The organism is Gammaproteobacteria bacterium, assembly GCA_016199745.1.
GTDB lineage: Bacteria > Pseudomonadota > Gammaproteobacteria > Acidiferrobacterales > Sulfurifustaceae > JACQFZ01.
In genome coordinates this window covers 1-24,514 of record JACQFZ010000040.1, presented here as the reverse complement: position 1 = coordinate 24,514, position 24,514 = coordinate 1, and the positions used below count along the sequence as shown (strand labels likewise).

28 protein-coding genes are annotated in these 24,514 nt (G+C 58.7%); 16 read left to right on the top strand and 12 right to left on the bottom strand.

All coding sequences use genetic code 11. The features are described from left to right. Positions 1-779 precede the first annotated feature (779 nt). Entirely contained in the window at positions 780-1,196 is a 417-nt protein-coding gene (locus tag HY308_09600; GenBank protein MBI3898536.1) for a hypothetical protein, read from the bottom strand. Positions 1,197-1,335: 139 nt separating this feature from the next. Here HY308_09600 and HY308_09595 point away from each other — a divergent pair, with 139 nt between their 5' ends. Continuing rightward, positions 1,336-2,439 carry a quinone-dependent dihydroorotate dehydrogenase gene (locus HY308_09595; GenBank protein ID MBI3898535.1) on the top strand — a complete coding sequence of 368 codons (1,104 nt, stop codon included), beginning with the start codon at positions 1,336-1,338 and terminating at the stop codon, positions 2,437-2,439. Between the two features lie 3 nt (positions 2,440-2,442). On the opposite strand, the gene HY308_09590 is transcribed toward HY308_09595, so the two are convergent. The 4 genes from HY308_09590 to HY308_09575 form a co-directional block, all read right to left on the bottom strand. After that, a complete protein-coding gene (locus HY308_09590) occupies positions 2,443-2,832 on the bottom strand; it encodes a VOC family protein (protein MBI3898534.1) in 390 nt (129 codons plus the stop codon). A gap of 47 nt (positions 2,833-2,879) precedes the next feature. Then, positions 2,880-3,548, bottom strand: a complete 669-nt coding sequence (gene lepB / locus HY308_09585; protein ID MBI3898533.1) for a signal peptidase I — start codon at positions 3,546-3,548, stop codon at positions 2,880-2,882. A gap of 171 nt (positions 3,549-3,719) precedes the next feature. Further along, positions 3,720-4,181 carry an RDD family protein gene (locus HY308_09580; GenBank protein ID MBI3898532.1) on the bottom strand — a complete coding sequence of 154 codons (462 nt, stop codon included), beginning with the start codon at positions 4,179-4,181 and terminating at the stop codon, positions 3,720-3,722. A gap of 88 nt (positions 4,182-4,269) precedes the next feature. After that, complete coding sequence (locus HY308_09575) at positions 4,270-4,617, bottom strand: DUF805 domain-containing protein (GenBank protein ID MBI3898531.1); 348 nt, start codon at positions 4,615-4,617, stop codon at positions 4,270-4,272. Positions 4,618-4,822: 205 nt separating this feature from the next. Between HY308_09575 and HY308_09570 the strand changes: the two genes are divergently transcribed. Both HY308_09570 and HY308_09565 read left to right on the top strand, forming a co-directional pair. Beyond that, complete coding sequence (locus HY308_09570; protein MBI3898530.1) at positions 4,823-5,122, top strand: hypothetical protein; 300 nt, start codon at positions 4,823-4,825, stop codon at positions 5,120-5,122. Next, complete coding sequence (locus HY308_09565) at positions 5,123-5,311, top strand: hypothetical protein (protein ID MBI3898529.1); 189 nt, start codon at positions 5,123-5,125, stop codon at positions 5,309-5,311. 103 nt (positions 5,312-5,414) lie between these two features. Here the strand turns inward: HY308_09565 and HY308_09560 are convergent, their stop codons facing one another. Genes HY308_09560 through HY308_09550 form a run of 3 tightly spaced genes read right to left on the bottom strand, consistent with a single transcriptional unit; the run spans position 5,415 to position 7,646 of the window. Next, the gene (locus HY308_09560) at positions 5,415-5,582 is read right to left on the bottom strand and encodes a hypothetical protein (protein MBI3898528.1); all 168 of its coding nucleotides are present in this window, start codon (positions 5,580-5,582) and stop codon (positions 5,415-5,417) included. Next, on the bottom strand, positions 5,575-6,687 hold the full coding sequence (locus HY308_09555) for a DegT/DnrJ/EryC1/StrS family aminotransferase (protein MBI3898527.1): 1,113 nt from the start codon (positions 6,685-6,687) through the stop codon (positions 5,575-5,577). The genes HY308_09560 and HY308_09555 overlap by 8 nt, the downstream gene beginning before the upstream one ends. After that, positions 6,675-7,646: a Gfo/Idh/MocA family oxidoreductase gene (locus HY308_09550; protein MBI3898526.1), complete on the bottom strand. Its 972-nt coding sequence runs from the start codon at positions 7,644-7,646 to the stop codon at positions 6,675-6,677. The genes HY308_09555 and HY308_09550 overlap by 13 nt, the downstream gene beginning before the upstream one ends. A 118-nt stretch (positions 7,647-7,764) precedes the next feature. Here HY308_09550 and HY308_09545 point away from each other — a divergent pair, with 118 nt between their 5' ends. The 8 genes from HY308_09545 (at position 7,765) to HY308_09510 (ending at position 16,085) form a co-directional block, all read left to right on the top strand. Continuing rightward, positions 7,765-8,607 (top strand): SDR family NAD(P)-dependent oxidoreductase, encoded by an 843-nt coding sequence (locus tag HY308_09545; protein MBI3898525.1) that lies wholly within the window; start codon positions 7,765-7,767, stop codon positions 8,605-8,607. A gap of 160 nt (positions 8,608-8,767) precedes the next feature. Further along, on the top strand, positions 8,768-11,113 hold the full coding sequence (locus HY308_09540; protein MBI3898524.1) for a GAF domain-containing protein: 2,346 nt from the start codon (positions 8,768-8,770) through the stop codon (positions 11,111-11,113). 22 nt (positions 11,114-11,135) lie between these two features. Then, a complete protein-coding gene (locus HY308_09535) occupies positions 11,136-11,567 on the top strand; it encodes a response regulator (protein ID MBI3898523.1) in 432 nt (143 codons plus the stop codon). Positions 11,568-11,581: 14 nt separating this feature from the next. Further along, the gene (locus tag HY308_09530) at positions 11,582-14,212 is read left to right on the top strand and encodes an EAL domain-containing protein (GenBank protein MBI3898522.1); all 2,631 of its coding nucleotides are present in this window, start codon (positions 11,582-11,584) and stop codon (positions 14,210-14,212) included. An 89-nt stretch (positions 14,213-14,301) separates the two neighbouring features. Further along, positions 14,302-14,676: a hypothetical protein gene (locus HY308_09525; protein MBI3898521.1), complete on the top strand. Its 375-nt coding sequence runs from the start codon at positions 14,302-14,304 to the stop codon at positions 14,674-14,676. Between the two features lie 30 nt (positions 14,677-14,706). Next, entirely contained in the window at positions 14,707-15,309 is a 603-nt protein-coding gene (locus tag HY308_09520) for an RNA polymerase sigma factor (GenBank protein ID MBI3898520.1), read from the top strand. Then, on the top strand, positions 15,302-15,772 hold the full coding sequence (locus HY308_09515; protein MBI3898519.1) for a hypothetical protein: 471 nt from the start codon (positions 15,302-15,304) through the stop codon (positions 15,770-15,772). The genes HY308_09520 and HY308_09515 overlap by 8 nt, the downstream gene beginning before the upstream one ends. Next, positions 15,765-16,085: a DUF3106 domain-containing protein gene (locus tag HY308_09510; GenBank protein MBI3898518.1), complete on the top strand. Its 321-nt coding sequence runs from the start codon at positions 15,765-15,767 to the stop codon at positions 16,083-16,085. Before HY308_09515 ends, HY308_09510 begins: the two co-directional genes overlap by 8 nt. 119 nt (positions 16,086-16,204) lie before the next feature. Here the strand turns inward: HY308_09510 and HY308_09505 are convergent, their stop codons facing one another. Beyond that, complete coding sequence (locus HY308_09505) at positions 16,205-16,636, bottom strand: molybdenum cofactor biosynthesis protein MoaE (GenBank protein ID MBI3898517.1); 432 nt, start codon at positions 16,634-16,636, stop codon at positions 16,205-16,207. A gap of 2 nt (positions 16,637-16,638) precedes the next feature. Continuing rightward, on the bottom strand, positions 16,639-16,872 hold the full coding sequence (locus tag HY308_09500) for a MoaD/ThiS family protein (protein ID MBI3898516.1): 234 nt from the start codon (positions 16,870-16,872) through the stop codon (positions 16,639-16,641). Positions 16,873-17,043: 171 nt separating this feature from the next. Between HY308_09500 and moaA the strand changes: the two genes are divergently transcribed. Genes moaA through moaB form a run of 4 tightly spaced genes read left to right on the top strand, consistent with a single transcriptional unit; the run spans position 17,044 to position 19,719 of the window. Continuing rightward, positions 17,044-18,054 carry a GTP 3',8-cyclase MoaA gene (gene moaA, locus HY308_09495; protein ID MBI3898515.1) on the top strand — a complete coding sequence of 337 codons (1,011 nt, stop codon included), beginning with the start codon at positions 17,044-17,046 and terminating at the stop codon, positions 18,052-18,054. Positions 18,055-18,069: 15 nt separating this feature from the next. Continuing rightward, positions 18,070-18,675, top strand: coding sequence for a molybdenum cofactor guanylyltransferase (mobA, locus tag HY308_09490; protein MBI3898514.1), 606 nt, complete (start codon positions 18,070-18,072; stop codon positions 18,673-18,675). Then, positions 18,669-19,205: a molybdopterin-guanine dinucleotide biosynthesis protein B gene (mobB, locus tag HY308_09485; protein MBI3898513.1), complete on the top strand. Its 537-nt coding sequence runs from the start codon at positions 18,669-18,671 to the stop codon at positions 19,203-19,205. Before mobA ends, mobB begins: the two co-directional genes overlap by 7 nt. Beyond that, complete coding sequence (moaB, locus tag HY308_09480) at positions 19,192-19,719, top strand: molybdenum cofactor biosynthesis protein B (GenBank protein ID MBI3898512.1); 528 nt, start codon at positions 19,192-19,194, stop codon at positions 19,717-19,719. Before mobB ends, moaB begins: the two co-directional genes overlap by 14 nt. Positions 19,720-19,735: 16 nt before the next feature. Here moaB and HY308_09475 read toward each other — a convergent pair whose 3' ends face one another. Both HY308_09475 and HY308_09470 read right to left on the bottom strand, forming a co-directional pair. Then, entirely contained in the window at positions 19,736-21,820 is a 2,085-nt protein-coding gene (locus HY308_09475; protein ID MBI3898511.1) for a hypothetical protein, read from the bottom strand. A 101-nt stretch (positions 21,821-21,921) separates the two neighbouring features. Next, complete coding sequence (locus HY308_09470; protein MBI3898510.1) at positions 21,922-23,172, bottom strand: DUF1015 domain-containing protein; 1,251 nt, start codon at positions 23,170-23,172, stop codon at positions 21,922-21,924. 147 nt (positions 23,173-23,319) lie between these two features. Between HY308_09470 and HY308_09465 the strand changes: the two genes are divergently transcribed. After that, entirely contained in the window at positions 23,320-24,363 is a 1,044-nt protein-coding gene (locus tag HY308_09465; GenBank protein ID MBI3898509.1) for an agmatine deiminase family protein, read from the top strand. The last annotated feature ends 151 nt before the right edge of the window (positions 24,364-24,514 follow it).

Sequence of the window (24,514 nt, the reverse complement as noted above, 5' to 3'; positions counted from 1 at the left end):
TACCGCCCCGCGCCGTACCGCGCGCTTTGTTACATTGTTAGGATCGCTCTTGATTCAGATCCCTAGCGTCACCGGGTGACACCGGTGGTTTTCTCCCTCCTTGGGAAAACAACTTCACGACACAGCCTCGTGTCGCACTAAAAACATGGACATGATACGACTCCCTTTTTTTAGGTGGGATTAGGCTTGTGGTTGACGAAAGGAAAACTCCGCCGCGATACAGCGCGCGCATTTGGTAAAAATGCTGCGAACGATGACGCGTGAATACGAGACGCGATTAAATATCGCTTCTTGATGCAGATAGATCGAGCTGGAAAAAGGCGAAACGAAAGAACCTTGCACGCACACGCTCCCTATGTTTTTTTCTGGATGTGCAACCAGTGGAGCGTTTCTATCAGAAAAGATTCTGCCGAGGCAACCCTGCTTACCGGGAAAAGCAGGGTTGTTAAATTCTATTGATTCCCTGATTTACCTCTAATGCCCAAGCAACCTCTGTAGCGTGCGCCATGCGCACGATTAGTCTGGATGCCACTGAAAACGATCATGCTACGAGAATTTAACAGCCCTGCCTGGAAAAGTGCGCGATAAGCGCGCCCACAATTCCGACAAATGCGCGACTGCGCTCGTCGTCTGCCTCTCGGTTTTTCCTTCGTGATTAAACCGGGGATGAACAGCAACGTCGGGTTATGTTGGTGCGTAGGGAGTCAAATGCAATTGCCCTGAGCGCAACCATCCCTCCCCTGCTTTTTGCGGGGGTCGAAGCGAGATGATGGCGAAATTTAGCGCGCGCCCAAGACCGACGCCGCCTTATCGACATCCTTGGGTTTGACCCACAACATACCGCTGTAACTGCGGTTACCGGCACTCGCCGCATCGATCGCTGTAACATTGATCTTGGCGTCGGCTAACCGCTGCATGACCGAGCCGACAGCACCCGATTGATCGTCGCCTTGGATCAAAAACACCGTCTTCGACGCGCGCAGCTTGATCCCCACGCGCTCGGCGGCTGCCCGAAATACTGCGACGTTTTCCGGCACGAAATCGAGCTGCGCCTTACCTCGGGCGCTCGGAAAGCCGGTGAAGGCCAACAAATTAACGCCGGCCTGTGCCAACTCTGCCAACAAACGTGCCGCCTCGCCGCGCCGATTGGCGACACTGATCGCAAAATATTCCTTTTTCTGAATCGTTTCCGCCATTGCTCCTCCTTGTCCCCGGGTGGGGCCGATTGTTGTTGCTTGATTACCGTAACAGACGGCCGACGCGGCGAAAACTGATGCGAAGTCGAAGCTTTTTGTAACGGCGGGTTACAATCCGCGCCACAAAAACCACGCGGACTTGTCCTTGTATCAGCTGATTCGGCCCCTACTGTTCCGGCTCGACCCCGAGCGTAGCCACCACGTCGCCTTCGGCTTATTGCGTGCCGGCTACTATGTTCCCGGCGTTGCCGCTTGCCTGCGGTCGCAGTTCGCCGGCCGCACGCCGGCGTTACCGGTCGAGCTGATGGGACTGCATTTTCCGAATCCGGTCGGCTTGGCCGCCGGTCTCGACAAGGACGCGCGCTACGTATCCATGCTCGCCGATCTCGGTTTCGGTTGGCTCGAGCTCGGCACCGTCACACCGCAACCGCAAGCCGGGAATCCGAAACAGCGGCTGTTCCGCCTCCCAGCACAGCGGGCGATTATCAACCGCATGGGGTTTAACAACGACGGCGTCGGCGCCTTCGTCGAACGACTGATGCGCCGACCGAAGCCGTGCCTACTGGGCATCAACATCGGCAAGAACAAGGACACGCCGAACGAGCGTGCGATCGACGACTACTTATATGCACTTCGTGCGGTATATATCCACGCCGCCTACATCACCGTAAACATATCGTCGCCGAATACGCCGGGCCTACGCGCATTACAAAATCAAGATTTAGCGGGGCTGCTGCAAGCGCTAAAAATCGAGCAGGCGGCATTGACGCGCGCGCATGGATTGTATGTGCCGTTGGCACTGAAGATTGCGCCCGACTTGAGCGACGAACAAGTTGAATGGATCGCGCAAACCGTAATGGCGGAGAAATTCGACGCCGTAATCGCTACCAACACCACGCTGGCGCGTCCCCAACTCAATCACGTATTGCTCGCCACCGAGACCGGCGGCTTGAGCGGCCATCCACTCAAGCGGCTATCCACCGCCATCATCAATAAACTCTATCGGCAATTACGCGGACGCGTGCCTATTATCGGCGTTGGCGGCATTGAGAATGCTGATGACGCGTGGGAGAAGTTGCTGGCTGGCGCCGATCTCTTACAGATCTATACGGCGTTCATCTACGACGGACCGGTTGTCATACAAAACATCGTCCGCGGTCTCGCCGAACGTGTCGCTCGCTCAGGTCAACCCAATCTCGCCGCCGCCGTCGCGGCAGCGCGGGCGGCAACCGGTAATCGCTAAGCATCAACCGATCGGCGAACACAGCTCGATCAACGAGCCCTCTTTCGCGCGAACGTAGGCAACGATCTGACCCCACGGTTTCTGACTCGGTGCTTTGATGGGTACGGCACCGGCGGCAACCGCTTTCGTATAAGCCGCTGTTACATCGTCGGCAACAAATGCCAGCTCGACGCCGAAAGGCGGATTGCTCGGTTCACACTTCTGGTATTTACCGCCGAGATTCAGTTCCCCCATCTCGTGCGATGCGAAAGCGAGCACCGTGTCGCCAGTCGCCAGCTCGCCGTAGCGTTTGGAATCGTCAAGAAAGCGTGTCGCGAAACCGAAGGCACGCCGGTAAAAATCGAGTGTGTCTTCCACCGAGTCGACATAAACAATCGTGTAACCGAACTTCATCGTCATGGCTCTTTCTCTATCAATATTTGTAACCGTCAGAATTCCTTTCAGCGCAGTGTCCTACCGAAACGATCGAATCGGAGCTGCCAATTATCTTTTATCGCCGCGGATACCAGAATCCGTTCGGCCCTGCCGATGAGCAGGCGACGCGGGACAAAACCGAAATAGCGCGAATCGGCGCTGTTGTCTCGGTTGTCACCCAACATTAGAAAATGATCCGCCGGCACAACGATCGGACCGAAGCTAGCGGCCCGTGTCGCCGCTGTCAGCCACTGTATGTCGCGCTGCTCATTGCCGATGTTTTCTTTGACACGAAGTCCAGGTGCCTGTACGCCATCACCAAGCGCTTCGACGATTTCTTCTTCCTTAAGGTACTGCGCTTGTTGGCCGTTAATGAATAGCTGCTTATCGCGCAGCGCAACGCTGTCTCCCGGCAAGGCAATGACACGCTTGATAAGCCGCGTTCCATCGGCCGGCGACGAGAAAGTCACAATATCGCCGCGTTTGGGTTCGCCGAGCGGCATAACGATGATATCGGTCAGCGGAAGCTTGAGCTGATACGCCAGCCGATTGACGAAGACGACATCGCCTTCGAGTAAATTCGGGTGCATAGAGCCGGAAGGAATCGCATTCCAGTCCGCCACGGCGGTACGAAACAAGCCGAATAACAACAAGAAAGCGAGCAAGCCACGTTGATTGCGTATCCAGTTTTTCATCGATCAATACTCCCTAAATTATTTATCGCCGTTATCGGCTAGTGATTGACGCTTCGACTCGGCGCTCAAAGACCTGGTACAAAAAGTTCCAACGAACGAAAACGTCTTGCGGTATTTAAATAACTAACGTCAGCACTATCCGGCGCCGCGATTTTCGGCGCCGGTTCCGTCCTACCGGCATTTAACGACATACGTACGCGGCACTCGATCATGCCAGCCGCGAATGTCGGACGTGAAAAATGAAAACGGCTCGAACGGGATGAATCGGCAGATAGTCCGACCAATGATTTGACCAACGCTCGGCTTTCCACCGTTTTGGTTGACGACCTTTGTGCCGGTGATCCATTTTCCGACTGTGCGCCCATAAGTCGCTTCGAGCGGAACATAGTACAGCAGAAAAATACCGACTCCCAAAACCAGGTCGGGGATATCCGTAATCACTTTGACCCCGGCCTCGCCCCAAATCAATGAAACTATCACGCCGAGCAATATCGCCAGCAAGAAATAAAACAGGTAATCAATTATTAAATTGAGGAACCGACGGCCTCTGCCGGCCGGTACGAGCGCCAGCGGTTGTTCGAGATCGCCGCTCTTGCTCTTAGGCGGCTGATACGGATTATGCGTGCTTTCCATTTCTTCCCCCACTCGCTCTTACTTCGATTATTGATATAGAAATGCAATGAAGCCCAGCGGACCGTTGTCCGCCGGGTTTCATCGAAAGTTATGCCGCTTTTGGATTCGGGCCGTACTCGTTGCTGCCGGGCTCACTGTCCATGGCCATGAATACGATCAAGACGATGGCACCGATCAATGGCACCAGTCCGATCAATAACCACCAGCCACTACGATGGGTATCGTGCAACCGACGAACCGAAACGGCGATGCCGGGAATGAGCACAGCTAATGCGTAGAGAATGCCGATCACACTGGAAATGCCGATAAGCGCCTCGAGCACCATAATCACAATGGAGATGATCAAATTAAAAAGAACGAACATCCAATATTCCGTACGACGAGCCCGACCGCCGAACTCCGCATACTTCTTCAACACCTCGAGATACCAGTTCATGTTCCCTCCATTGTGTTTACCCCGTTGATGGATCAGACGACAGTCGGGGTTTCTGCCGTCCGGTGTGATCCCAGCAGATGTCACGGTAGTCTCAGGGGTGACATAAAGTCAAAAACGGGTTTCATATAACGGTCGTGCATTACCGAACAAACGGAACCCGGATCCTTCGGTCTAAACGGCTTGTCGTCCTTACGATCGATGACTCATGGAACCCCTACAAAAGCCGCTCGATGTCCGCCAACCGACGCCATGGTGGATATCCCTCGACCAGGCACGGCGACTCCGTGGGCGATGGCTGGACCGCGCTGGATTGGCTCCGCGAACCACACCGTCGCAAACAGTCGGTACCTGGGGAAATGCACGACTGCTGGCATATCAAGCACCCCACCAAGATCAGCCGGTGCTGTTGGCGGTACCGGCGCCGATTAAAGCGGCTTACATATGGGACTTGGCGCCGGCAGTCAGCGTCGTGCAGCGTTGCCGGGCAGGCGGAGTGCAAGTCTAGATGACGAGCTGGTGGTGGTGGGCGCGCGAGCGACGGATTTACTGGCAAGTGCGACGCTGGACGTTGGATGAAACACCGATGCCACGACAGTTGTTCGAGCAAGTGGTCGATGACTTATACCGGAACAATCGCTTCGCCAACGGAATGCTGGCTATCGGTGAGCATCGCGCCGATCCTCGCTGTCGCTGATCGACGTTCACGGGTTGTACCGTCGGCGTCGGTCGATGCTTATCAGACGGGAACGGCAAGCAATGAGGTACAGCTCCTGGATTATCCAGGCGATATGGGCGTACTACTGCAGCATGTCGGCGTACTGGTGGGAGAACGCGCGCATCGAACCCTGTGGCCGCAGATTATCCGCTGGATGCAAGAACACCAAACGACCTTGGGCTCCGTCCGCTATTGTTGCCATTCCCGACGTCGCCGGAATGGCAACCAGCAAATCGCTTCGATCAGCCAACAGCACTCAACAAAACTTCACACACTCGCTCGATGTGCGCCACCGGCATCGACGGATACACCGGCAACGACAGATTTTCGGTAGTAATGTGCTCGCATACCGGCAAGCTCCCCGGTTGATAATTCAGACGACGGTAAACTTCTTGCAAGTGCAGCCCCTGCGGGTAACACATCGACGTGGCGATCTGCGCGTCGGTAAGCCGCTGGCGCACCGCATCGCGCTTGGGAACGCGCACGGTATAAAGATTAAACACGTGCTCGCCGTTCGCCGGCCGCGTCGGTGTTTTTATAGCGGTACCGGCCAAGCGGCGATCGTACTCGGCGGCAACGCGGCGCCGACCGTCGATATCGGCGCGCACGCGCTTCAGCTTGATACGCAACAGCGCTGCTTGAATTTCATCGAGACGGCTGTTGCAGCCGATCTCGACATGCGTGAACGGCTTGATCGCACCATGATTGCGCAAGCGGCGAATATGATCGTTCATCGCGTCGCTGTTGGTCGTAATCATGCCGCCGTCGCCGTAACAGCCGAGCACCTTGGTCGGATAAAAGCTGTAGCTGCCGAAATCGCCGATTGCGCCGACCCTGCGGCCGCCGCTCATCGCGCCGAACGATTGCGCGCAATCTTCGACGACCGCGAGCTTGTGCTGACGCGCAATTGCCATCAGCTCGTCCATCGCGCACGGATAACCAAAAATATGCACCGGCATGATCGCGCGCGTGCGCTTACTGATTTTTTTGGCGACGCTGGCGGGATCGAGCACAAAACCGTCTTCGCAGATATCGGCGAACACCGGCATCGCCCCGACTGTATCGATTGCCTCGCTCGACGCAAAGAAGGTATACGGCGTGGTGATAACTTCGTCGCCGGGACCGATGCCAAGCGCGCGCAGGCTCAACACCAGCGAGTCGGTGCCATTGGCGACGGCGATCGCGTGCTTAACACCAACCAGGTCGGCGAACTCGCGCTCGAACGCGGTCACATTCGGTCCGAGGATGAAGCTGCCTTTGCTGCCGGTCTCGCGAACGGCCGCCAGCCATTCGGCCTCGAGCTCGCGGAATTCTTGGGTGAGATCTAAAAACGGTACGGTGGTTACGACTGACATGCAGCAATTTTCTCCTTCACGAGCAAGGCAACGCGTAGCGCCTCGATCCCAACACGGCCATCGACTAATGGCCGCCGACCGGTACGCACGGCGTCGATAAAAAAGCTAAGTTCCGTGTCGAGCGGCGGATGCGGTGTCACGGCTAACGTTTCAGTGACGATCTTCGGCCACTTGCCGCCGGCCTCATCGGGCACGGCACGCACGATCTCGAGGTTCTGATCGATATAGTCGAGACCATAATATTGATCGCGGCTGAAGATACGGATGCGGCGGAATTTTTTAATCGACACACGGCTGGCGGTGACGTTGGCGACGGCGCCGTTCTCGAACTCGATACGCGCGTTGGCGATGTCGACGTGCTCGGTGATGACGGCGATGCCGTTGGCGGCGATGCTACGAATCGGCGACTGCACCAGCGACAACACGATATCGATATCGTGGATCATGAGGTCGGTGACGACATCGACATCGGTGGCGCGATCGACGAACGTACCGAGCCGGTGAACTTCGATAAAGCGCGGCCCTTGCACGCGCGCCGCCAACTCCATGATGCCGGCGTTGAAGCGCTCGAGATGACCTACCTGAAAAATAACGCCGGCGCGTTCGGCCTGCTCGACCAGTGCCGTCGCCTCGTCGAGCGTCGGTGCGATCGGTTTCTCCATCAGCATGTGCACACCGCGATCGAGGAACGGCTGCGCCACTTGCGCGTGGTATACGGTCGGCACGACGATACTGACGGCGTCGACCTGACCGATCAACTCGTGCGGATCGCCATAAGCGCGGCAACCGAGCTGTTGTCCGACTTCTTGAACGCGCGCGCGGTCGACGTCGGCGACACCGACCAGCTCGACATCCGCCATCTTTGAATAAATGCGCGCATGGATACTGCCGAGGTAACCGACGCCGACGACGCCGACGCGAATTCGTTTTGGGCCATTCGTAGATGGCGGTTGAGTCATAGCGTGCGCCGCATGTTTTAGGTATGGCCTATCGCGGCCCCGAGACCGCTTCAAAAAAACGCGGCATTATACTATGGAAATTTAATAACTTGCGCCTGCCACGCTGGAGCCCATTCTTATGAACGATCGCAGCGTGCTTATTACCGGCTGCTCTTCCGGCATCGGCCGGTGTCTTGCACACGGATTGAAGGACCGAGGTTATCGTGTGTTCGCAACCGCGCGTCAGTCAGCGGATGTCGATGCGCTCGCCGCCGACGGCTTTGACAGTGTCGTGCTCGACCTCGCGTCGACCGAATCGATTGAACGTGCCGTGGCGACGGTCCTCGAACGCAGCCGCGGGCGGCTGCATGCGCTCATCAACAACGGCGCCTACGGCCAACCGGGCGCGGTCGAAGATCTCTCGCGCGCCGCCTTGCGCGCGCAGTTCGAAACCAATGTCTTCGGTACCCACGAGCTGACGGTACGCCTGCTGCCCACGTTTCGCACCCAAAATCACGGCCGCATCATTCAAATCAGCTCACTGCTCGGCCTCGTCTGCATGCCCTACCGCGGTGCCTATAACGCCTCTAAGTTCGCGCTCGAGGCCTTGAGCGATACCCTGCGTCTGGAGCTGCGTGGCACCGGCATTCACGTTTGCCTGGTCGAACCGGGTCCGATCGCAACTCGCTTTCGCGAGAACTCGCACACTGCCTTTAAGGCCCACATCGACCCGGCGGCCAGTACCCATACCGCCCCCTATAAGGCCCTGGAACGGCGCCTAATGAGCCGGCAGCCGGTTCCGTTCACCCTGCCGCCGACCGCCGTACTTAGTAAGGTATTGAAGGCACTGGAAGCACCCCGGCCGCGCATTCGTTATTACGTTACCCTACCGACCCACTGGTTTGCGCTGCTGCGCCGGCTACTGCCATACCGTGTGCTCGATAAGGTAGTGGCCGGAATCGGTGCCGGCGGTCGGCGCTAGGTAAAATCCAGTAGCAAAAAGGGGATTTACACCGCGTCCAGCTTGGCATCTGAGGGAATTAGGCGATACTTCTTTAAGGAATCAACAAAAAATGGATTTTGATGTCGCCGCCCTGCTCCACCACTGACAAACGTCGTCGCAGGCTCGCGGAGTTATAAGCGTGCTCAGCCCACACAGCGTGCGTGTGCGTTTGCTGTTACTAGTGTCGGTAGCGGCGGTGCCGCTCGTTGCATTGACGATTTATAACGCCGTCGAAGTTCGCGCTAATGCCGTTCGCGATACGCAAAGCGATTTGCTGACGGTGGTGAAGTTGGCCGGCGATGATCTGCAGAATCGCGTGAGCGCCGCCGAGCAATTGATCGTCTCGTTGTCGCAAGCGCCATCCGTGCACAAACCCAATCCGGTGGTTTGCAACCGACTGCTGTCGGCACTCCTTAAGGAATACCAAACTTACTCCAACTTGTTCGTCGCCAACGCCAAGGGCGACATTCTCTGCAGCGGTAGTCCACTCACCAAAACCATCAACGTCGTCGATCGCGAATATTTCCGCGCCGCCCTTCATTCCGCGCGTCCCGTCGTCGGTAAGCCGACCATCGGCCGAGTCGTCGGTCAGGCGGTTTTGCCGGTGGCATACGCGTTGACTAACGCGCGCGGACAGCCAACCGGTGTCGTCGGCGCCTCAATCAATCTCAATAGTTTCGCTCGCCGTATCTTGGATAAGCAACTCGGACCCGATGCCATCTTTACCATCCGCGAACACGATGGAACCGTGGTCGTGCGCGCACCGGAAATCGACAACGTCGCCGGCAATGCAACGGCGCCGTCGCCAATCACACCGCTATTACAAAACGCCAACGGACCGGCGACCGCCGAGTCGATCGGCATCGACGGTATCAACCGGCTCTATGCCTTCCTGCCAATGTTTCACAACGGCACCGGCCTCTGGCTGGTCGCCAGCGTCGGTAAAGACGCGCTGCTGTTACCACACGATCGAATGTTTACGCAGGCGATGGGCGCGCTGCTCCTGATCGTGCTGCTCGCCGGTGCCGGCGCTTGGACCTGGGGCGACTTCGCCATTCGCCGACCGGTCACACGCCTGCTCAAAGCCACGCGCCGCATTTGTCGGCTCGATTACACCGCCCGCATCCATGGACCGCCGCTTGCCGGCGAACTCGGCGAGCTGGCGCGATCGTTTGACGAGATGGCGGAAGCGTTGGAGCAGCACGCTAATGAAGCACAGCGCACACGCGAACAGCTGGCACGCCGCAACCGCGCGCTCAAGACGTTGAGCGAGTGCAATCAAGCGCTGGTGCGTGCTGAAACCGAGGCCGAGCTGCTGCACAGCGTAAGCCGCCTGATCATCGAACACGGCGGCTATGTCATGAGCTGGATCGGTCTTAGCTCGCCGGAAAGCAGCGTGCGGATCGTGGCGCATGCCGGATTCGAAAACGCCGGCATCAGCGCTGTTAGCGCCGCACAGCATGGACACACCATGGCCATCGATGCGCTGCACACGCGCCGGCAAGTGATCGACCATCGGCTAGCGCACGATCCGCTGTTCGCCGGCGCCAAACCGCGGCCGCCGACGGCGGCGATTACGTTGCCGGTCAATGCCGGCGATGAAACGCTCGGTGTGCTGGTCATCTACACCAACGAGCCCAGTACTTTCGGTACCGAAGAGATGCAGCTGTTGGCAGAACTGGCGGCCGATCTCGGTTACGGCATTACCAATTTGCGCATACGTTCGGCGCGAACGCAGGCACTCGAGGAAATTCAGCGCTTGAACAGCGAGCTCGAACGACGCGTGCAGGAACGTACTGCGCAATTGGAAGCGAGCAACAAAGACCTGGAGAGTTTCAGCTACTCGGTGTCACACGATCTGCGCGCGCCGTTGCGCGTGATCGACGGCTTTTCGTCGATCTTGGCGGAGGACTACACCGCCAAACTCGACGACGAAGGCCGTCGTGTCATCGGCATCATCCGGCGCAATAGCGGCAAGATGGGGCAACTGATCGACGACCTGCTGCTGTTCTCGCGTCTCGGACGTAATCCGATCAACACCAGCGAGGTCGACATGCGCACCATCGTCGATGAAGTGCTGGCGGATCTGCAGGTGCAAATCGCCGGCCCAACGCCGGCGATTCAAATCAACACCATCCTACCGGTACACGGCGACCGCGCGCTGCTGCAACAAGTATGGATCAACCTATTATCGAACGCCGTCAAGTTCAGCGCCGGCGCCACCGAACCGACGGTCACCATCGCCAGTTATCCCGAAGGCAACGAACATATCTATTACGTGCGCGACAACGGCGCCGGCTTCGATATGCGCTACTACCAGAAGCTATTCAACGTATTCCAGCGCCTGCACGGTTCCGACGACTTTCCGGGCACCGGTGTCGGCCTAGCGATCGTGCAACGCGTCATCGCCCGTCATGGTGGACGTGTCTGGGCACACGGCGAAACAAACGCCGGCGCAACGTTTTATTTTTCGTTACCCAATTAAAAATGGAACCGCGGAAATCGACATGGACGAAATCGACATCTTATTGGTGGAAGACAACAGCAATGACGCCGAGCTGACACTACGCGCACTCAAGAAGACCAGCCTGCACAACCGCGTGCAGTGGGTAAAGGACGGCGCCGAGGCGTTGGATTACGTTTTTTGCGCGGGCACTTATGCGCAGCGCGATCAAACGTTGCCGCGACTGGTTTTGCTCGATATCAAACTACCCAAAATCGACGGCGTCGAAGTCCTGCGACGCATGAAGAACCACACCCTCTCGAAAACCGTGCCAGTCGTCATGCTGACATCGTCGGCCGAAGACCGCGACATCATCGAAAGCTACAAGCTCGGCGTCAACAGCTACATCGTCAAGCCGGTGGAATTCAATAACTTCGTCGAGACTGTGGCGAAGGTTGGGCTTTACTGGATGATCACCAACAAGGGGCTGCGATAAGAATGGGCGAGCCGATGTCGAGCGACAACCCGCTCCGGATATTAATGGTCGAGGATCTGCCGACCGACGCCGAGCTCAATATTCGCGAGCTCCGCCAAGCAGGCATATTCTGCACCGTCGAACGCGTCGAGACCGCAGACAAATTCCGGCAGGCCCTACGGGAGATGAATCCGGACATCATCCTGTCGGATTTCTCGCTGCCGAGCTTCGATGGCATGTCGGCGCTCGAGATCGCTCGCGTCGAACGTCCGGATACACCATTCGTATTTGTCTCCGGAACGTTCGGTGAAGAATGCGCCGTCGACGCGCTGCAACTCGGCGCGACCGATTACGTGCTTAAAAATAATCTGTTGCGCCTCGGACCGGCGGTGCGCCGGGCGTTGCAAGAGGCGCACAACCGACGCGCCCGCACATTCGCCGAACAAGCGCTCAAACACAGCGAAGAACGCTTCAGCCAGCTAGCGCAACATGCACCGGTCGGCATCTTTATCACCGATCTGAAGGGTGCCGTCGTCTGGGCCAATGATCGACTGCGGCAAATTAGCGGCCTGACCGCCGAGCAGGTGAAGGAAACCGGCTGGGCCGGTGTATTGCATGAAGATGACCGCGAACGCGTGCTGCACGGCTGGCACGCGGCGGTGCAATCGCACAGCGCTTACGCCGACGAGTGCCGCTTCGTCCGACCGGACGGAACCACCGCCTGGGTCTACGGCGGCGCCACCCCGCTGAACAGTACCAGCAATGCCGACATCGGTTTCATCGGCACGGTCATGGACATCACCCAGCACAAGCTGCAGGAACAAAAAATCGCCCGCCTGAGCCGCATCCGCGCGGTCTCGAGCGCCATCAACGGCGCCATTGTCCGCATCCGCGATCGCCAGGCGCTGTTCGCCGAAGCCTGTCGCATCGCCGTCGAGCAAGGCGGCTTCCGGCTGGCGGTGCTGGCGATGTTCAACCCCGGCAGCGGCAAGCTCATCGCCGCCGCCCACCACGGAGCCGACTCCGACTTCATCGATACGCACTTGCACCACACCGGTTATGTTTTCGCCGACGACGGTCCGCTCGGCACAACCTTTCGCGAACGTAAACCGACGGTGTGCAACGATATCCATCAGCTCTCTGGCCATTGGCGCGGCGCCGAAGCGGCGCTGGCACAAGGCTTCCGTTCGCTAGCGGCACTGCCGTTAATTGTCGCCGACGCGGTCATGGAAGTATTGCTACTGTACTCGGCCGAAGAAGGCTTCTTCGACCAGGAAGAAATGCACTTGTTGGAGGAGATTGCGTCCGATATCGCCTTCGCACTGAGCTACATCGAAAAAGAAGAACGGCTCAACTACCTCGCCTACTACGACACACTAACCGGTCTGCCGAATCGGGCGCTACTCGAAGAGCGCTTAGCGCACGAGGTCGAACATCGGCAGCCGGATCAAAAACAGCCGCTAGCGTTGCTCGCTATCGGCCTCGAAGGCGTTCGCGAAATTCATGAGGCGCTCGGCTATCCACAAGCCGACGCACTGCTGCGCCAAATCGGCCCGCGCGTGCGCACGATCTTGGCGGAATCTGAGCTAGTGGCATTTCAAGGCGACGAAAAATTCGCCGTGCTATTGCCACAGGCGGATACCGACTACGCCATCGCCAAGGCGCGGCAAATTCTCGGTGCACTCGCGCAATCGTTCCCGGTGGCCGAACTATCGGTCAACATCCGCACCAACATCGGCATCGCACTGTTCCCGCAACATTCGAACGAACCGCATGCCTTGATCCGCCGCGCTAATCTGGCAGCACAACTTGCCAAGAACGCCGAGCAGGACTTCGCCTTTTACGTTCCCGGTCTCGATCGCAGCAGCACGCGTCAGCTCGCGCTCGCCGGCGAATTGCATCAGGCGATCGAGAGCGGCCGGCTGACGCTCTACTGCCAACCGAAGGTCGATCTCAAGACCAAACTGATTTGCGGCGTCGAAGCATTGGTCCGCTGGGATGCCGGCGGTCGCGGATTGATCTTACCCGGCGAATTCGTGCCGCTGGCGGAACGTATCGGTTTGATCCGGCCGCTCACGCAATGGATGCTCGAAGCCTGCGCCCGCCAGGGCGACATCTGGTGCGCCGCCGGTCTACACATTCCCATCGCCGTCAACTTATCGTTCCAAAATTTGCACGAGCCCGACCTTATTCATCGTATCGACGATCTGCTGAACCTTCACGGAATACAATCGCGGCTGCTACAGCTCGAGCTGACCGAGAGCACGCTCATGAAAGACCCGGGACGCGCGCTCGATACGTTGACGCGTCTGCGCGGCATGGGGTTGGAAATATCGATCGACGATTTCGGTACCGGCTATTCGTCATTGGCCTATCTGCAACGGTTGCCGGTCGACGCGGTCAAGATCGACAAATCGTTCGTGCTCGATATGGTGAGCAACAACGATTCCAACGCCATCGTCGAATCGACCATTACCCTGGCGCACCAGCTGGGGCTGCGCGTGGTCGCCGAAGGCGTCGAGACCCCAAAAGCCTATAAACGGCTGGTGGAACTCGGCTGCGACGAGGCCCAGGGCTATTACATCGCCCGACCGATGCCGGCGGACGACGTCGCCGGCTGGCTGCAGGGCACCCATTGGACCGCCAGCCGGGCACCGACGCATTAATCAATTTCGTCGTTTTCGCTGTCATCCATCCGGCCGCTTGGCCCGTTGTTACGGTGTAGACCCGTTACAACGAACCAAGGAGAAAACTAATGACAAAGCCACTCTTTTCGCTAGCCGCCGGCGCCTTAGCCGCACTCGCCATTGCCCTGCCCGACAAAGCGCATGCTGGCCCGGTCCATGTCGATGTTCAGATCGGCATACCCGTGCCGCATGTGGTCTACTATCCGCCCGTGGTCTATCGGCCGGTACCGCCGCCGGTGGTCTACCAGCCGGTGCCGGTGTACTACTATGGCGGGCAGCCGCGTTATCGCGGTCCCGAGTGCGATGATCGGCGCGGCTACGGCTACCACCATCACCGTTACTATCCGTCGCGCTATGATGGCGACCGCCATGGGTACGATCACGGAGAATGGTCGCGAGACGGCCGACCCTCGGCCGGCCCATCCGCCCGCTACGATGATTAATATGCATAACCGACGAACAACACGCACTGCATGAGGCCCGCCACACCGGCACTCGCCGTGGCTGAACCGCCAGCGATGGAGGATACGGTTAACGCGGTGCCGACGCTCGAGTCGTTCCTCGCCAGCGTCGAGCACCGCGCCTATCGCTTCGCGCTCTACGAGCTACGCGACCGCGATGCCGCGCTCGATGCGGTGCAGGACAGCATGTGCCGGCTGGCCGAGCGCTATGCCGAGCGGCCGGCGGCCGAATGGCCGGCGCTCTTTTTCACCATCCTGCGCAATCGCGCGACCGATGCGAAACGCTGGCGAGTGGTGCAAAATTTGCGCGGTCTGCTCACCGGCTCACGACCGGACGCCGTCGACAGCGAGTCGGTGTTGGATCTGTTAATGGCGCCGACACACGAGCGGCCCGACGCTCAGTTGGCAACTAAGGAACAACGACGCGCACTCGAACGTGCGCTGACCGAGCTGCCGACACGGCAGCGACAAGTGTTTTTGCTACGTGAGTGGCAAGGCCTGACCACCGCGGAAACAGCACAGACACTCGGTTGCTCCATCGGTACGATCAAACAGCACCACTTCCGCGCGCTGCAGGCGCTGCGGGAGCGACTGTCGGAGGTGTGGCATGAATAAGCGCAATGAATTTTCCCATAGCGGTCACCCAACAAGCGTCGAGCTCGATCGACTGCGTGCGGGCCTGTTCGATAATGAACCGACCCGCCGCACTACGCTGCAAACGCATCTCGACAACTGCAGCGACTGCCAGACACAAGCAACCTTGTGGCCGCGCGTGACGGCGACACTCGAAGCCGCCACACGCGAACACGGACTCGTGGCACGATTACTCGCCCGCCGTCAGCGTGCGCTACGCGGCCAGCCGGCGGAAACGCGGCGACGAGCGCCGATGGTACTAGCGTTCGCCACCCTTGCAGCGATGGCAATCGGTTTAGGCACACTAGTATTACCGCATAAGAATTCCGTCGACCATAACGTCGCTGCTGCCGAGACGGAACCCGACCTATATGCCGATATTGATTTTTACCTTTGGCTGAGTCATAAAGAATCGAACGAGGACGATAGCCTGCCCAATGGTTAAGGTTCAAAAATTCAGCCGACGCCGGTTGCTCGCGGCGAGTTTACTGTTGCTGTTCACCGCGGCCGCCCACGCCGCACCATGGAACAGCTTGAGCCCGGCGGAGCGCGAAGTCCTGCAAGAACATCGCGCCAATTGGGATCAATATTCGCCGGCGCAACAAGAACGGCTGCGTCAGGGCGCCCAACGTTATTTAGATCTCAGCCCGCGTCAGCGCGATGCCGTGCATGCGCAACAACAGCGCTATCGCGAAATGTCACCGGAAGAAAAACAGGCGTTACAAGAAGAGTACAAGAAAAAGAAGCCGCGCCCCTGATACACAGACGCCGCTCTTACTGTGGATGAAGCGAGCTGCTCAAACGAGTTTTACAAAAGTACTGCCCCACACCTGATTGCACTGCTGAACGATTGCGACGTGGCTCTTGGAGCGCACGCTTATTTCGTATTCTGTTCTACCCACCGGGTGTCATCACCCACTTGTTCTTTTTTCCAAAACGGCGCGCGCACCTTCAGCTCTTCGATTAGGTAACGGCACGCCTCGAACGCCGGGCCACGATGCGCCGACCACACCGCCACCAACACGATCGGATCGCCCGGCCGCACCTCGCCGACACGATGGATGATCAAGCTGGCAAGCACCGGCCAACGACCGCGCGCTTCGTCGCTGATCATCTGCAAATGCTTCTCGGTCATGCCAGGATAGTGCTCGAGCGTCATTGCCTGAACCGACGCCTGCTCGTTAAAATCGCGCATCGTGCCGATGAAGCTGCAAGTCGCGCCATAGCCGCCGTGCGCGCGTAACGCGTCTTCGTAACGGCGCAATTCGGCGAGCGGATCGAACGGTTGCGGGCGCACCTCGACAGTCACCGTTACCCTCCCGTCACCGGTGGAAAAAATGCGACCTCATCGCCGTCGGCGACGATCCGATCCCTATCGGCATATTCCATATTGATCGCTACCAGCGTATTCGGCGGGCACGGCTGACCACCGGTGGCGGTCGCCCAAATATCGGCGACCGTGTGCGGGCCAGCGCCCGCAACCGTCGTTTCCGCACGCCCAACGCGTTCGCGCAGGGACGCAAAAAATCGCACCGTGATCGTCATAGCGCGGGAATTATAAGCCAGCAACCAACGAAACAGAGCGTCTCGCTGTTAAGAACCACGACTCCCGTAAAAGCCACGATTTCCACTGTAATTCCAACCGCCCGCCACCGACTAACCCGAATTGAGTTACCATTTAGCCCTATTCGATAGCATGAACGTCGCGAGAGCACTTTGGACACCGTCGCCCCCCATCCACCGCGGTTAATCGATCGCTTTAATCGGCACGTCAATTACGTGCGGATTTCCGTGACCGACCGCTGCGACTTCCGCTGCATTTATTGCATGGAAGAAAAAATGGAATTCTTGCCGCGGGCGCGCATTCTGACGTTGGAGGAACTGGCGTGGGTCGCGCGCGCTTTCGTCGAGCTCGGCGTCAGTAAAATCCGTCTAACCGGCGGCGAACCGCTAGTGCGCAAAGACGTGCTTTGGCTGTGCCGCGAGATCGGCGCGCTGACCGGGTTACGCGAGCTCGTGCTCACCACCAACGGCTCGCAGCTCACGCATATGGCGCAGCCACTGGCCGATGCCAAGGTTCGCCGGCTCAACATCAGCCTCGATACCCTCGACCGCGATCGCTTCCAGCGCCTCACCCGCGTCGGCGAGCTCGATCGCGTGCTCGCCGGCATCGAAGCGGCACGGCAAGCCGGCTTCGAACGCATCAAACTCAACGCCGTCATTTTAAAAAATCGCAATCATGACGAAGTGACGGCGCTGGTGCGTTTTGCCATCGACCGCGATTTCGACATCAGCTTCATCGAAGAAATGCCGCTCGGCAAAATCGGCGATCATGATCGTGCCGAGACCTATTATTCGAGTGATCAAATTAAAGCCGATCTCGAACGCGAGCTGACATTAATCCCGTCGGCCGAAACCACCGGCGGCCCGTCGCGCTACTACCGCATCGCCGGTACCACCAGCAAAGTCGGTTTCATTTCGCCACACAGTCATAATTTTTGCGAAAGCTGCAATCGCGTCCGCGTAACGCCGGAAGGTCGGCTGTTACTGTGCCTCGGCCAAGAACACTCGGCCGATTTGCGCGACGTCGTACGCGCGCATCCCGGCAATATCGAACGCGTGAAGCAAGCGATCGTCGCAGCGATGGCGCTCAAGCCGCGCGGCCACGACTTCGATCTGGCGCGGCCGGTGACGATCCTGCGGCACATGAACCGAACCGGCGGCTAAGTGACATCGGTGCCGATGCCGCATGACGACATTACCGGACTCGTGCTCGCCGGCGGCCGCGGCCAACGCATGGGCGGGCAAGACAAGGGTCTTGTGCTGTTCGATGGTCGCGCCATGATCGCACACGTGATCGAAGCGCTACGGCCGCAAGTGGGTCCGCTATTGATCAACGCCAATCGTAGCCAAGCGCAATATGCCGCTTTCGGCTTGTCGATCGTTGCCGACGCGCTCGACGGATTTCTCGGCCCGCTCGCCGGCATCGCCGCCGGATTACAGGCGGCAACGACACCCTATGTCACCATCGTTCCGTGCGACTCGCCGTTTATTCCGGCCGATCTGGTGGTGCGGCTCCAGCGTGCGCTGATAGTGGATCGCGCGGATCTCAGCGTGGCGCACGATGGGCAACGCCTGCAAACGGTGTTCACGCTGCTCAAGCGCGAGCTCCTGCCAAGCCTGCTCGCCTATCTGCACGCCGGCGAACGTCGAGTCGACGGCTGGATGGCGCGTCAAAAAATGGCGATCGTCGCCTTCGACGATTGTCCGCGTGCGTTCGTCAACATCAACGATCCGGAAACGTTGCGCACGCTCGAACCCGGCAAACCGAAGGCCGGCACATGCTGAAGAATGCGCGCCGTCCGATCTTCGGCTTCGCCGCGCTCAGCGGTACCGGCAAAACGACGTTGCTGGTCGAGCTGCTGAAGCTGCTGAAGGCGCGCGGCTACCGTGTCGGCATGATCAAACACGCGCACCACGATTTCGATATCGATAAACCCGGCAAAGATAGCTACGAGCTGCGCAAAGCCGGCGCGCAGCAAATGCTGGTGGCATCGCGCCTACGCTGGGCGTTGGTGACGGAAACGAACGGAACCGGCGACCCAAAACTAGACGACCTGCTCGAGCAGCTCGACCAACAACATCTCGATCTCATTTTGGTCGAAGGCTTCAAGGCCGAGACCTTTCCAAAGATCGAGCTGCACCGCCCGAGTCTCGGCCATGCGCTGCTGTGCCATACCGATACTTCTATTATTGCCGTCGCCACCGATGCGCCATTGCCCGCACCGCTAACGATTCCACAACTCGATCTCAATCAACCGGCCGAAATCGCCGCGTTTATTCTTGAGCGCCTACGAGCAACCCATGAAGCCAGCTAACGAACGAGCATTCATTCCGCTGCGAATCGCCGTGTTGACCGTGTCGGATTCGCGCACCGACGACAACGACACCTCCGGCAAAACGTTGGTCGAACGCCTGACCGCCGCCGGCCATCAACTCGCCGAGAAGCAAATCGTCGCCGATGACATCTACGCCATCCGCGCCATCGTCTCGCGTTGGATCGCCGACACCAACGTGCAAGCCGTCATCACCACCGGCGGCACCGGCCTCACCGGCCGCGACGGCACGCCGGAGGCGATCACACCACTGCTCGACAAGCAGATCGACGGCTTCGGTGAATTGTTCCGGGCAATTTCGTTTGCCGATATCAAGACATCGACCATCCAATCGCGTGCCGTCGCCGGCGTTGCCAACGGCACGTTTATCTTTTGCTTGCCGGGTTCGACCGGCGCCTGCCGAACCGGCTGGGATCAATTGATCCATGCGCAGCTCGATTACCGCACGCGTCCGTGCAATTTGGTGGAGCTGATGCCGCGGTTGTTGGAGCGGTGATTGATTGGCAGATGACTCAGCGCTGCGTAATCGGCCGTACCACCACTTGGCCGTCTTCGGTATGAAAAAATACCTCGAGGCCGTTCACGTTGATGTGGCGAATCACCGGTAGATTCGGCACGTCGGCCGGTGTCGTTCCGAGCGGATTTTCCGGGTTGGTACCGCCCCAACGCAACACACTGCCGTCCGTTCGCAAGGCATAAAAGACGCCATAGTTAGGACTGGCGGCGATTTCCTTAACGTTGACGCCCTGGAGATGAGGTACGTCCTGCGGCGTTGTTTTCGGCCCGGGTTCACCGAAGCTTTCGAATTGATTCGAACCCCAGCCGACGACCTTGCCGTCGCGCGTGAGTGCAAAAATAACGTCCTTGGTAAACGCCAGCGAGCGGATGCCTTTCAAACCGGCAATCGGCGCGGGGATCGATCGATCAGGCTCGTCCGAACGACCGGTGGCAAAACTGTAACCTCCCTTGCCCCAGCCGTAGACACCGCCGTCTTGATCAACGGCATAGGCCGAAAATTCATTGCCGTATACCGTCGCAATATTTTTCAAGGTGGTGATCTGCACCGGGCTCGGGTTCGCGCCGACTTCAACACCTCCTTCAACCGGCTGACACTTCGCCTGTTTGACGGCGCCTCCCAGCCCTAAGACGCCATATTCGTCGGCGCCCCACGAATACACGCGCCCGCGATCGTCACGGGCGATGGCGTACATATGACCGGCGGAAAGTGACGTCACATTACGCAAGCCGACGATGAGCGTCGGATCCACGGCATCTCCCGAAAGCCGGCCGACGCCCAAAATTCCGCACGGGTTGAGCCCCCAGGAAAACGCGTCGCCGTTCGTCTTTACCAAGTAGCCTTGGGCATGAAATAGGTTCTCTATGAGCTGCTTGACGTCAACAACATAACCAGACGTGCGCTCAACATCGGTGGTCTGTATCGAACATCCACCGTCCGAGTTGGGAATCCGGAACTGCCGTCGTAACGACACCGTGCCGTCTTTCATCAAGGTCGCGAAATCGTCGAAGCCGCAATATTTACCGTGCAGCTCGGGGTATCTGGCCCAGACACGGATCGACTCGATTTTCTCGGGCGCCGCGGCAAAGTTCTGTGTCACGCTAAACTGCTGCGCCACCGAATTTGAACCGACGCTCAACGAGATTGGCAAACGTACCGAGTCGTATAACGGCAGTGCGTCGTCCGAGGCAGCCGTTCCATCCAAGGCAAAACCGTTGATGTTGCCGTCCGTCAAATCGCGCGCCAGCTGCTTGGTTGCCTGCAACGCCGGCAGGTTGGCATCCAACTGAAACTGCGCGGCCATGCGCACGAAGCCGCCGGTGACCACGGCCGCGCGGCCGTAATTGCTGGTCGGAACAGAATCAGTGCCGCTGTCCCGCTGGATAGGTGTTGGCAACGCCTTGAGCGACTGCAGATGGTAGGCGCGTGGAAGCTTGCTATTGAGCGCCGCCAATACCGTGTTGTTGGCCGTTATGATCTTGTCGATCGCCAAGTTAGTGACGTCGCCAGTTTCTTTCAGCCGTATCGATCCGTTACGAACCTGCGCCGGATCGACGACGTAGTTATTGATGGCGTAGCGATAAGCCGCTTCCGTGAAAGGCGAGACGCCGATGTTTTCGCTGAGATCGTTAACCAACGCATGGAGCACTTCATCAGCGCCGAAATCAACAAAAGCGTTTTTTCCTTCGTCGTAATATTTGGCGCCCGGCGCTCCCTTGAGGGTGACGAGTAATGGCTCGGCGCTGCCGCAGGTGTTGAGGGTAACGAGCCCATTCTTATCGTCAGTCCGAGCCTCACCAACAACTGAACCATCGACAATCCGTGTGACAAGCACCGAGGCGCCCAAGGTTTTGCCGAGACCGCCGCCGACACCGGCGCTATTACCGCCATCACCATCGCCGTCGTGACCCAGGCCAGGGCCACCTTTGCCCTCCGGATAGGTCGCCTCGATGTTGCCAATGAAGCCGGATGTCACGCTGACAACGCATTGAACAGGCGCGCTATCGCCGCCACCGCAGGCGGTGAGGAAGAAGAAAGGCAAGGACGAGGAAATTACGCGCCACTTTGATTTTTTATTCATCGGCTATAACAAGTCTGCGTTCCTTGAGACGTCGCTTCTTTGGCAACTTTAACTAGCTGACGTTCCGCCGGGCACGATCAAGAAAATTCTTGCCAGGAGAATCAAGCCCCGAAATCTAACACATGCGACACCAACCCATCCGCCAACTTCGGCTCGAACCACGTCGACTTCGGCGGCATCACCTCACCGGCATCCGCCACCGCCATCATGTCGGCAATCGACGTCGGATAAAGCGCAAATGCTACCGCCATCTCACCTGAATCGACTCGCCGTACCAATTCATCCAAGCCGCGAATCCCGCCGATAAAATCGATGCGCTTGTCCCGCCGCGGATCGTTGATACCGAGAATCGGTGCGATCAAACGATCCTGCAACAAACTCACATCGAGTCGCCCGACCGGATCCGCGCTCGGTACGAGCTCCGGACGAATGCGCAAACGATACCAGCGCTTCGCCAAATACATCCCGAATTCGGCAGCCGTCGCCGGCCGCGCCGCTTGCGTTTCCGGCTCGACGATAAACGCTGACCGCACGCGCTCCAAGAAGGTGTCGGGTGTGAGGCCATTGAGATCGCGGATGACGCGGTTGTAATCGAGGATTTTCATTTGGTTATCGGGAAAGATAACGGCGAGAAAATAATTGTAGGCCTCGGCACCGGTGTGTCCGGGATTATCGGCGCGCCGCTTCTCGGCGATGCGCCGTGCGGCGGCGGAGCGATGATGGCCGTCGGCGATATAGAGCCGATCGAAAGATTCAAACGCCGCGCTTAACGCCGCGACGCGATCGGCGTCGGCCACCACCCACAACGTATGGCGCACACCATCATCGGCAATGACATCGACATCGGGCGCCGCCGACGTAACGGCTTGCGCGATCGCGTCGACCTTAGCCGAGCGTCGATACGTCAAAAACACCGGCCCGGTCTGCGCGTTCAACGCATCGATCTGCCGCACCCGATCGTCCTCTTTATCGGGACGCGTGTGCTCGTGCTTGCGAATGCGGCCGCTGGCGTAGTCGGTACAGGAAGCAGCCGCCACCAGACCGAGCTGCGTATGCTGCCCCATCACTAAACGATAGAAGTAGTAGCTCGGCGCAACCTCGTGCTGCAACACGCCGGCCTTCAGCATCGCCTGAAAATTCTGCCGACCGCGCTCGTACACTTGCGGATCGTATGGATCGATCGCAGAACTGAGATCGATCTCCGGTTTGGACACATGCAAAAAGCTGAACGGCTTGTCGGCAGCACGGGTACGCGCCTCGTCGCTGTTCAGCACGTCGTACGGCGGCGCTATAACACCGGCCGTGTGTTGCGGCGCGGGTCGCACGCCGGCAAAAGGACGGATCAGACTCATGAAATTCACTCAGGATGAAAAACGACGTCCATTCAAAACGACTCGCGCCAGCGGGTCAAACGAGATTTTGCTGGAACTAGCGCACGACTTGGCTTACCCCGCATGGCACGTTATGCTCGCGCGCGCTAAAAACCCTGGCCTGCAACCATGACTCTCCCCTGCCGACCCTATCTACCCCCCGAATGGGCGCCGCAAAGCGGCGTTCTGCTGACCTGGCCGCATAAGCACGGCGACTGGGCGCCGCGGCTGGCGAACGTAGAACCGGTGTTCGTCGACATCGCCGGCGCGATCGCGCGCCGCGAGCGCGTCGTGATTGCTTGCAATGACGCCGAGCACCGGGCACATGTAGACGCCCTACTCACCGCCGCCGGTGTTGACAAAGCGCGTGTGCTTCTCGGAGTCGCTCCGTCGAACGATACCTGGGCACGCGACCACGGACCGATCACGGTTCTGTGTCGCAACAAACCGCTGCTATTCGACTTCGGATTCAACGGCTGGGGCGGCAAATACCGGCACGATGCCGACAACCTCATCACGCAACGCCTACATCAGGCGGGCATCTTCGGCCAGACGCCGATTGAACCGATGGAATTGATCCTGGAAGGTGGTTCGATCGAAGTCGACGGCTCCGGCACGCTGCTGACGACCACGCAGTGCCTGCTGGCACCGACGCGTAATCCCGGCTTGTCGCGCGCGCAGATCGAGCACGAACTGAGCGAGTGGTTGGGCTTGAAGCGCGTGTTGTGGCTGGAGCATGGCCACCTCGCCGGTGACGATACCGACAGCCATATCGACACGCTTGCGCGCTTCTGCGACGCACGCACTATCGCTTATATCACCTGCGACGACCCGACCGATGAGCACTACGACGACCTAAAAGCGATGGAGGCGGAGCTCAAGGAGTTCCGCGGCGCCGATGGGTCGGCCTATCGACTGGTGCCGCTACCGTGGCCGCGCGCGCAGTTCGACGACGACGCGCGGTTGCCGGCGACGTATGCCAATTTCCTGATTATCAACGATGCGGTATTAGTACCAACCTACCGCGATCCAGCAGATTCGGTGGCACTAGAACGATTGCAGGAGTGCTTCCCAGATCGCGAGATCGTCGGCATCGATTGCGCGCCGATCATCGCGCAGTACGGCAGCCTGCATTGCCTGACCATGCAACTACCGACGGGCGTCCTACCCTAAATATTAAATGTAGGGTGGGCTGCGCCTTTCTGCCCACGCGTCGCGATTGAAAAAACGCACAGGCAACAAGCCACCCACCCCACACGGAATAAATTACTTCACCTCGACGCTGGTAGCCGTCATGCGGTATTCGATGGTCACCTTCGCACCC

Coding starts and splice junctions, on each gene's coding strand:
- HY308_09600 (MBI3898536.1), bottom strand. CDS start 1,196: ATGGCGGAAACGATTCAGAAAAAGGAATATTTTGCGATCAGTGTCGCC.
- HY308_09590 (MBI3898534.1), bottom strand. CDS start 2,832: ATGAAGTTCGGTTACACGATTGTTTATGTCGACTCGGTGGAAGACACA.
- lepB (MBI3898533.1), bottom strand. CDS start 3,548: ATGAAAAACTGGATACGCAATCAACGTGGCTTGCTCGCTTTCTTGTTG.
- HY308_09580 (MBI3898532.1), bottom strand. CDS start 4,181: ATGGAAAGCACGCATAATCCGTATCAGCCGCCTAAGAGCAAGAGCGGC.
- HY308_09575 (MBI3898531.1), bottom strand. CDS start 4,617: ATGAACTGGTATCTCGAGGTGTTGAAGAAGTATGCGGAGTTCGGCGGT.
- HY308_09570 (MBI3898530.1), top strand. CDS start 4,823: ATGGAACCCCTACAAAAGCCGCTCGATGTCCGCCAACCGACGCCATGG.
- HY308_09565 (MBI3898529.1), top strand. CDS start 5,123: ATGACGAGCTGGTGGTGGTGGGCGCGCGAGCGACGGATTTACTGGCAA.
- HY308_09555 (MBI3898527.1), bottom strand. CDS start 6,687: ATGTCAGTCGTAACCACCGTACCGTTTTTAGATCTCACCCAAGAATTC.
- HY308_09550 (MBI3898526.1), bottom strand. CDS start 7,646: ATGACTCAACCGCCATCTACGAATGGCCCAAAACGAATTCGCGTCGGC.
- HY308_09545 (MBI3898525.1), top strand. CDS start 7,765: ATGAACGATCGCAGCGTGCTTATTACCGGCTGCTCTTCCGGCATCGGC.
- HY308_09535 (MBI3898523.1), top strand. CDS start 11,136: ATGGACGAAATCGACATCTTATTGGTGGAAGACAACAGCAATGACGCC.
- HY308_09530 (MBI3898522.1), top strand. CDS start 11,582: ATGTCGAGCGACAACCCGCTCCGGATATTAATGGTCGAGGATCTGCCG.
- HY308_09525 (MBI3898521.1), top strand. CDS start 14,302: ATGACAAAGCCACTCTTTTCGCTAGCCGCCGGCGCCTTAGCCGCACTC.
- HY308_09520 (MBI3898520.1), top strand. CDS start 14,707: ATGAGGCCCGCCACACCGGCACTCGCCGTGGCTGAACCGCCAGCGATG.
- HY308_09515 (MBI3898519.1), top strand. CDS start 15,302: ATGAATAAGCGCAATGAATTTTCCCATAGCGGTCACCCAACAAGCGTC.
- HY308_09510 (MBI3898518.1), top strand. CDS start 15,765: ATGGTTAAGGTTCAAAAATTCAGCCGACGCCGGTTGCTCGCGGCGAGT.
- HY308_09500 (MBI3898516.1), bottom strand. CDS start 16,872: ATGACGATCACGGTGCGATTTTTTGCGTCCCTGCGCGAACGCGTTGGG.
- mobA (MBI3898514.1), top strand. CDS start 18,070: ATGCCGCATGACGACATTACCGGACTCGTGCTCGCCGGCGGCCGCGGC.
- mobB (MBI3898513.1), top strand. CDS start 18,669: ATGCTGAAGAATGCGCGCCGTCCGATCTTCGGCTTCGCCGCGCTCAGC.
- moaB (MBI3898512.1), top strand. CDS start 19,192: ATGAAGCCAGCTAACGAACGAGCATTCATTCCGCTGCGAATCGCCGTG.
- HY308_09475 (MBI3898511.1), bottom strand. CDS start 21,820: ATGAATAAAAAATCAAAGTGGCGCGTAATTTCCTCGTCCTTGCCTTTC.
- HY308_09470 (MBI3898510.1), bottom strand. CDS start 23,172: ATGAGTCTGATCCGTCCTTTTGCCGGCGTGCGACCCGCGCCGCAACAC.
- HY308_09465 (MBI3898509.1), top strand. CDS start 23,320: ATGACTCTCCCCTGCCGACCCTATCTACCCCCCGAATGGGCGCCGCAA.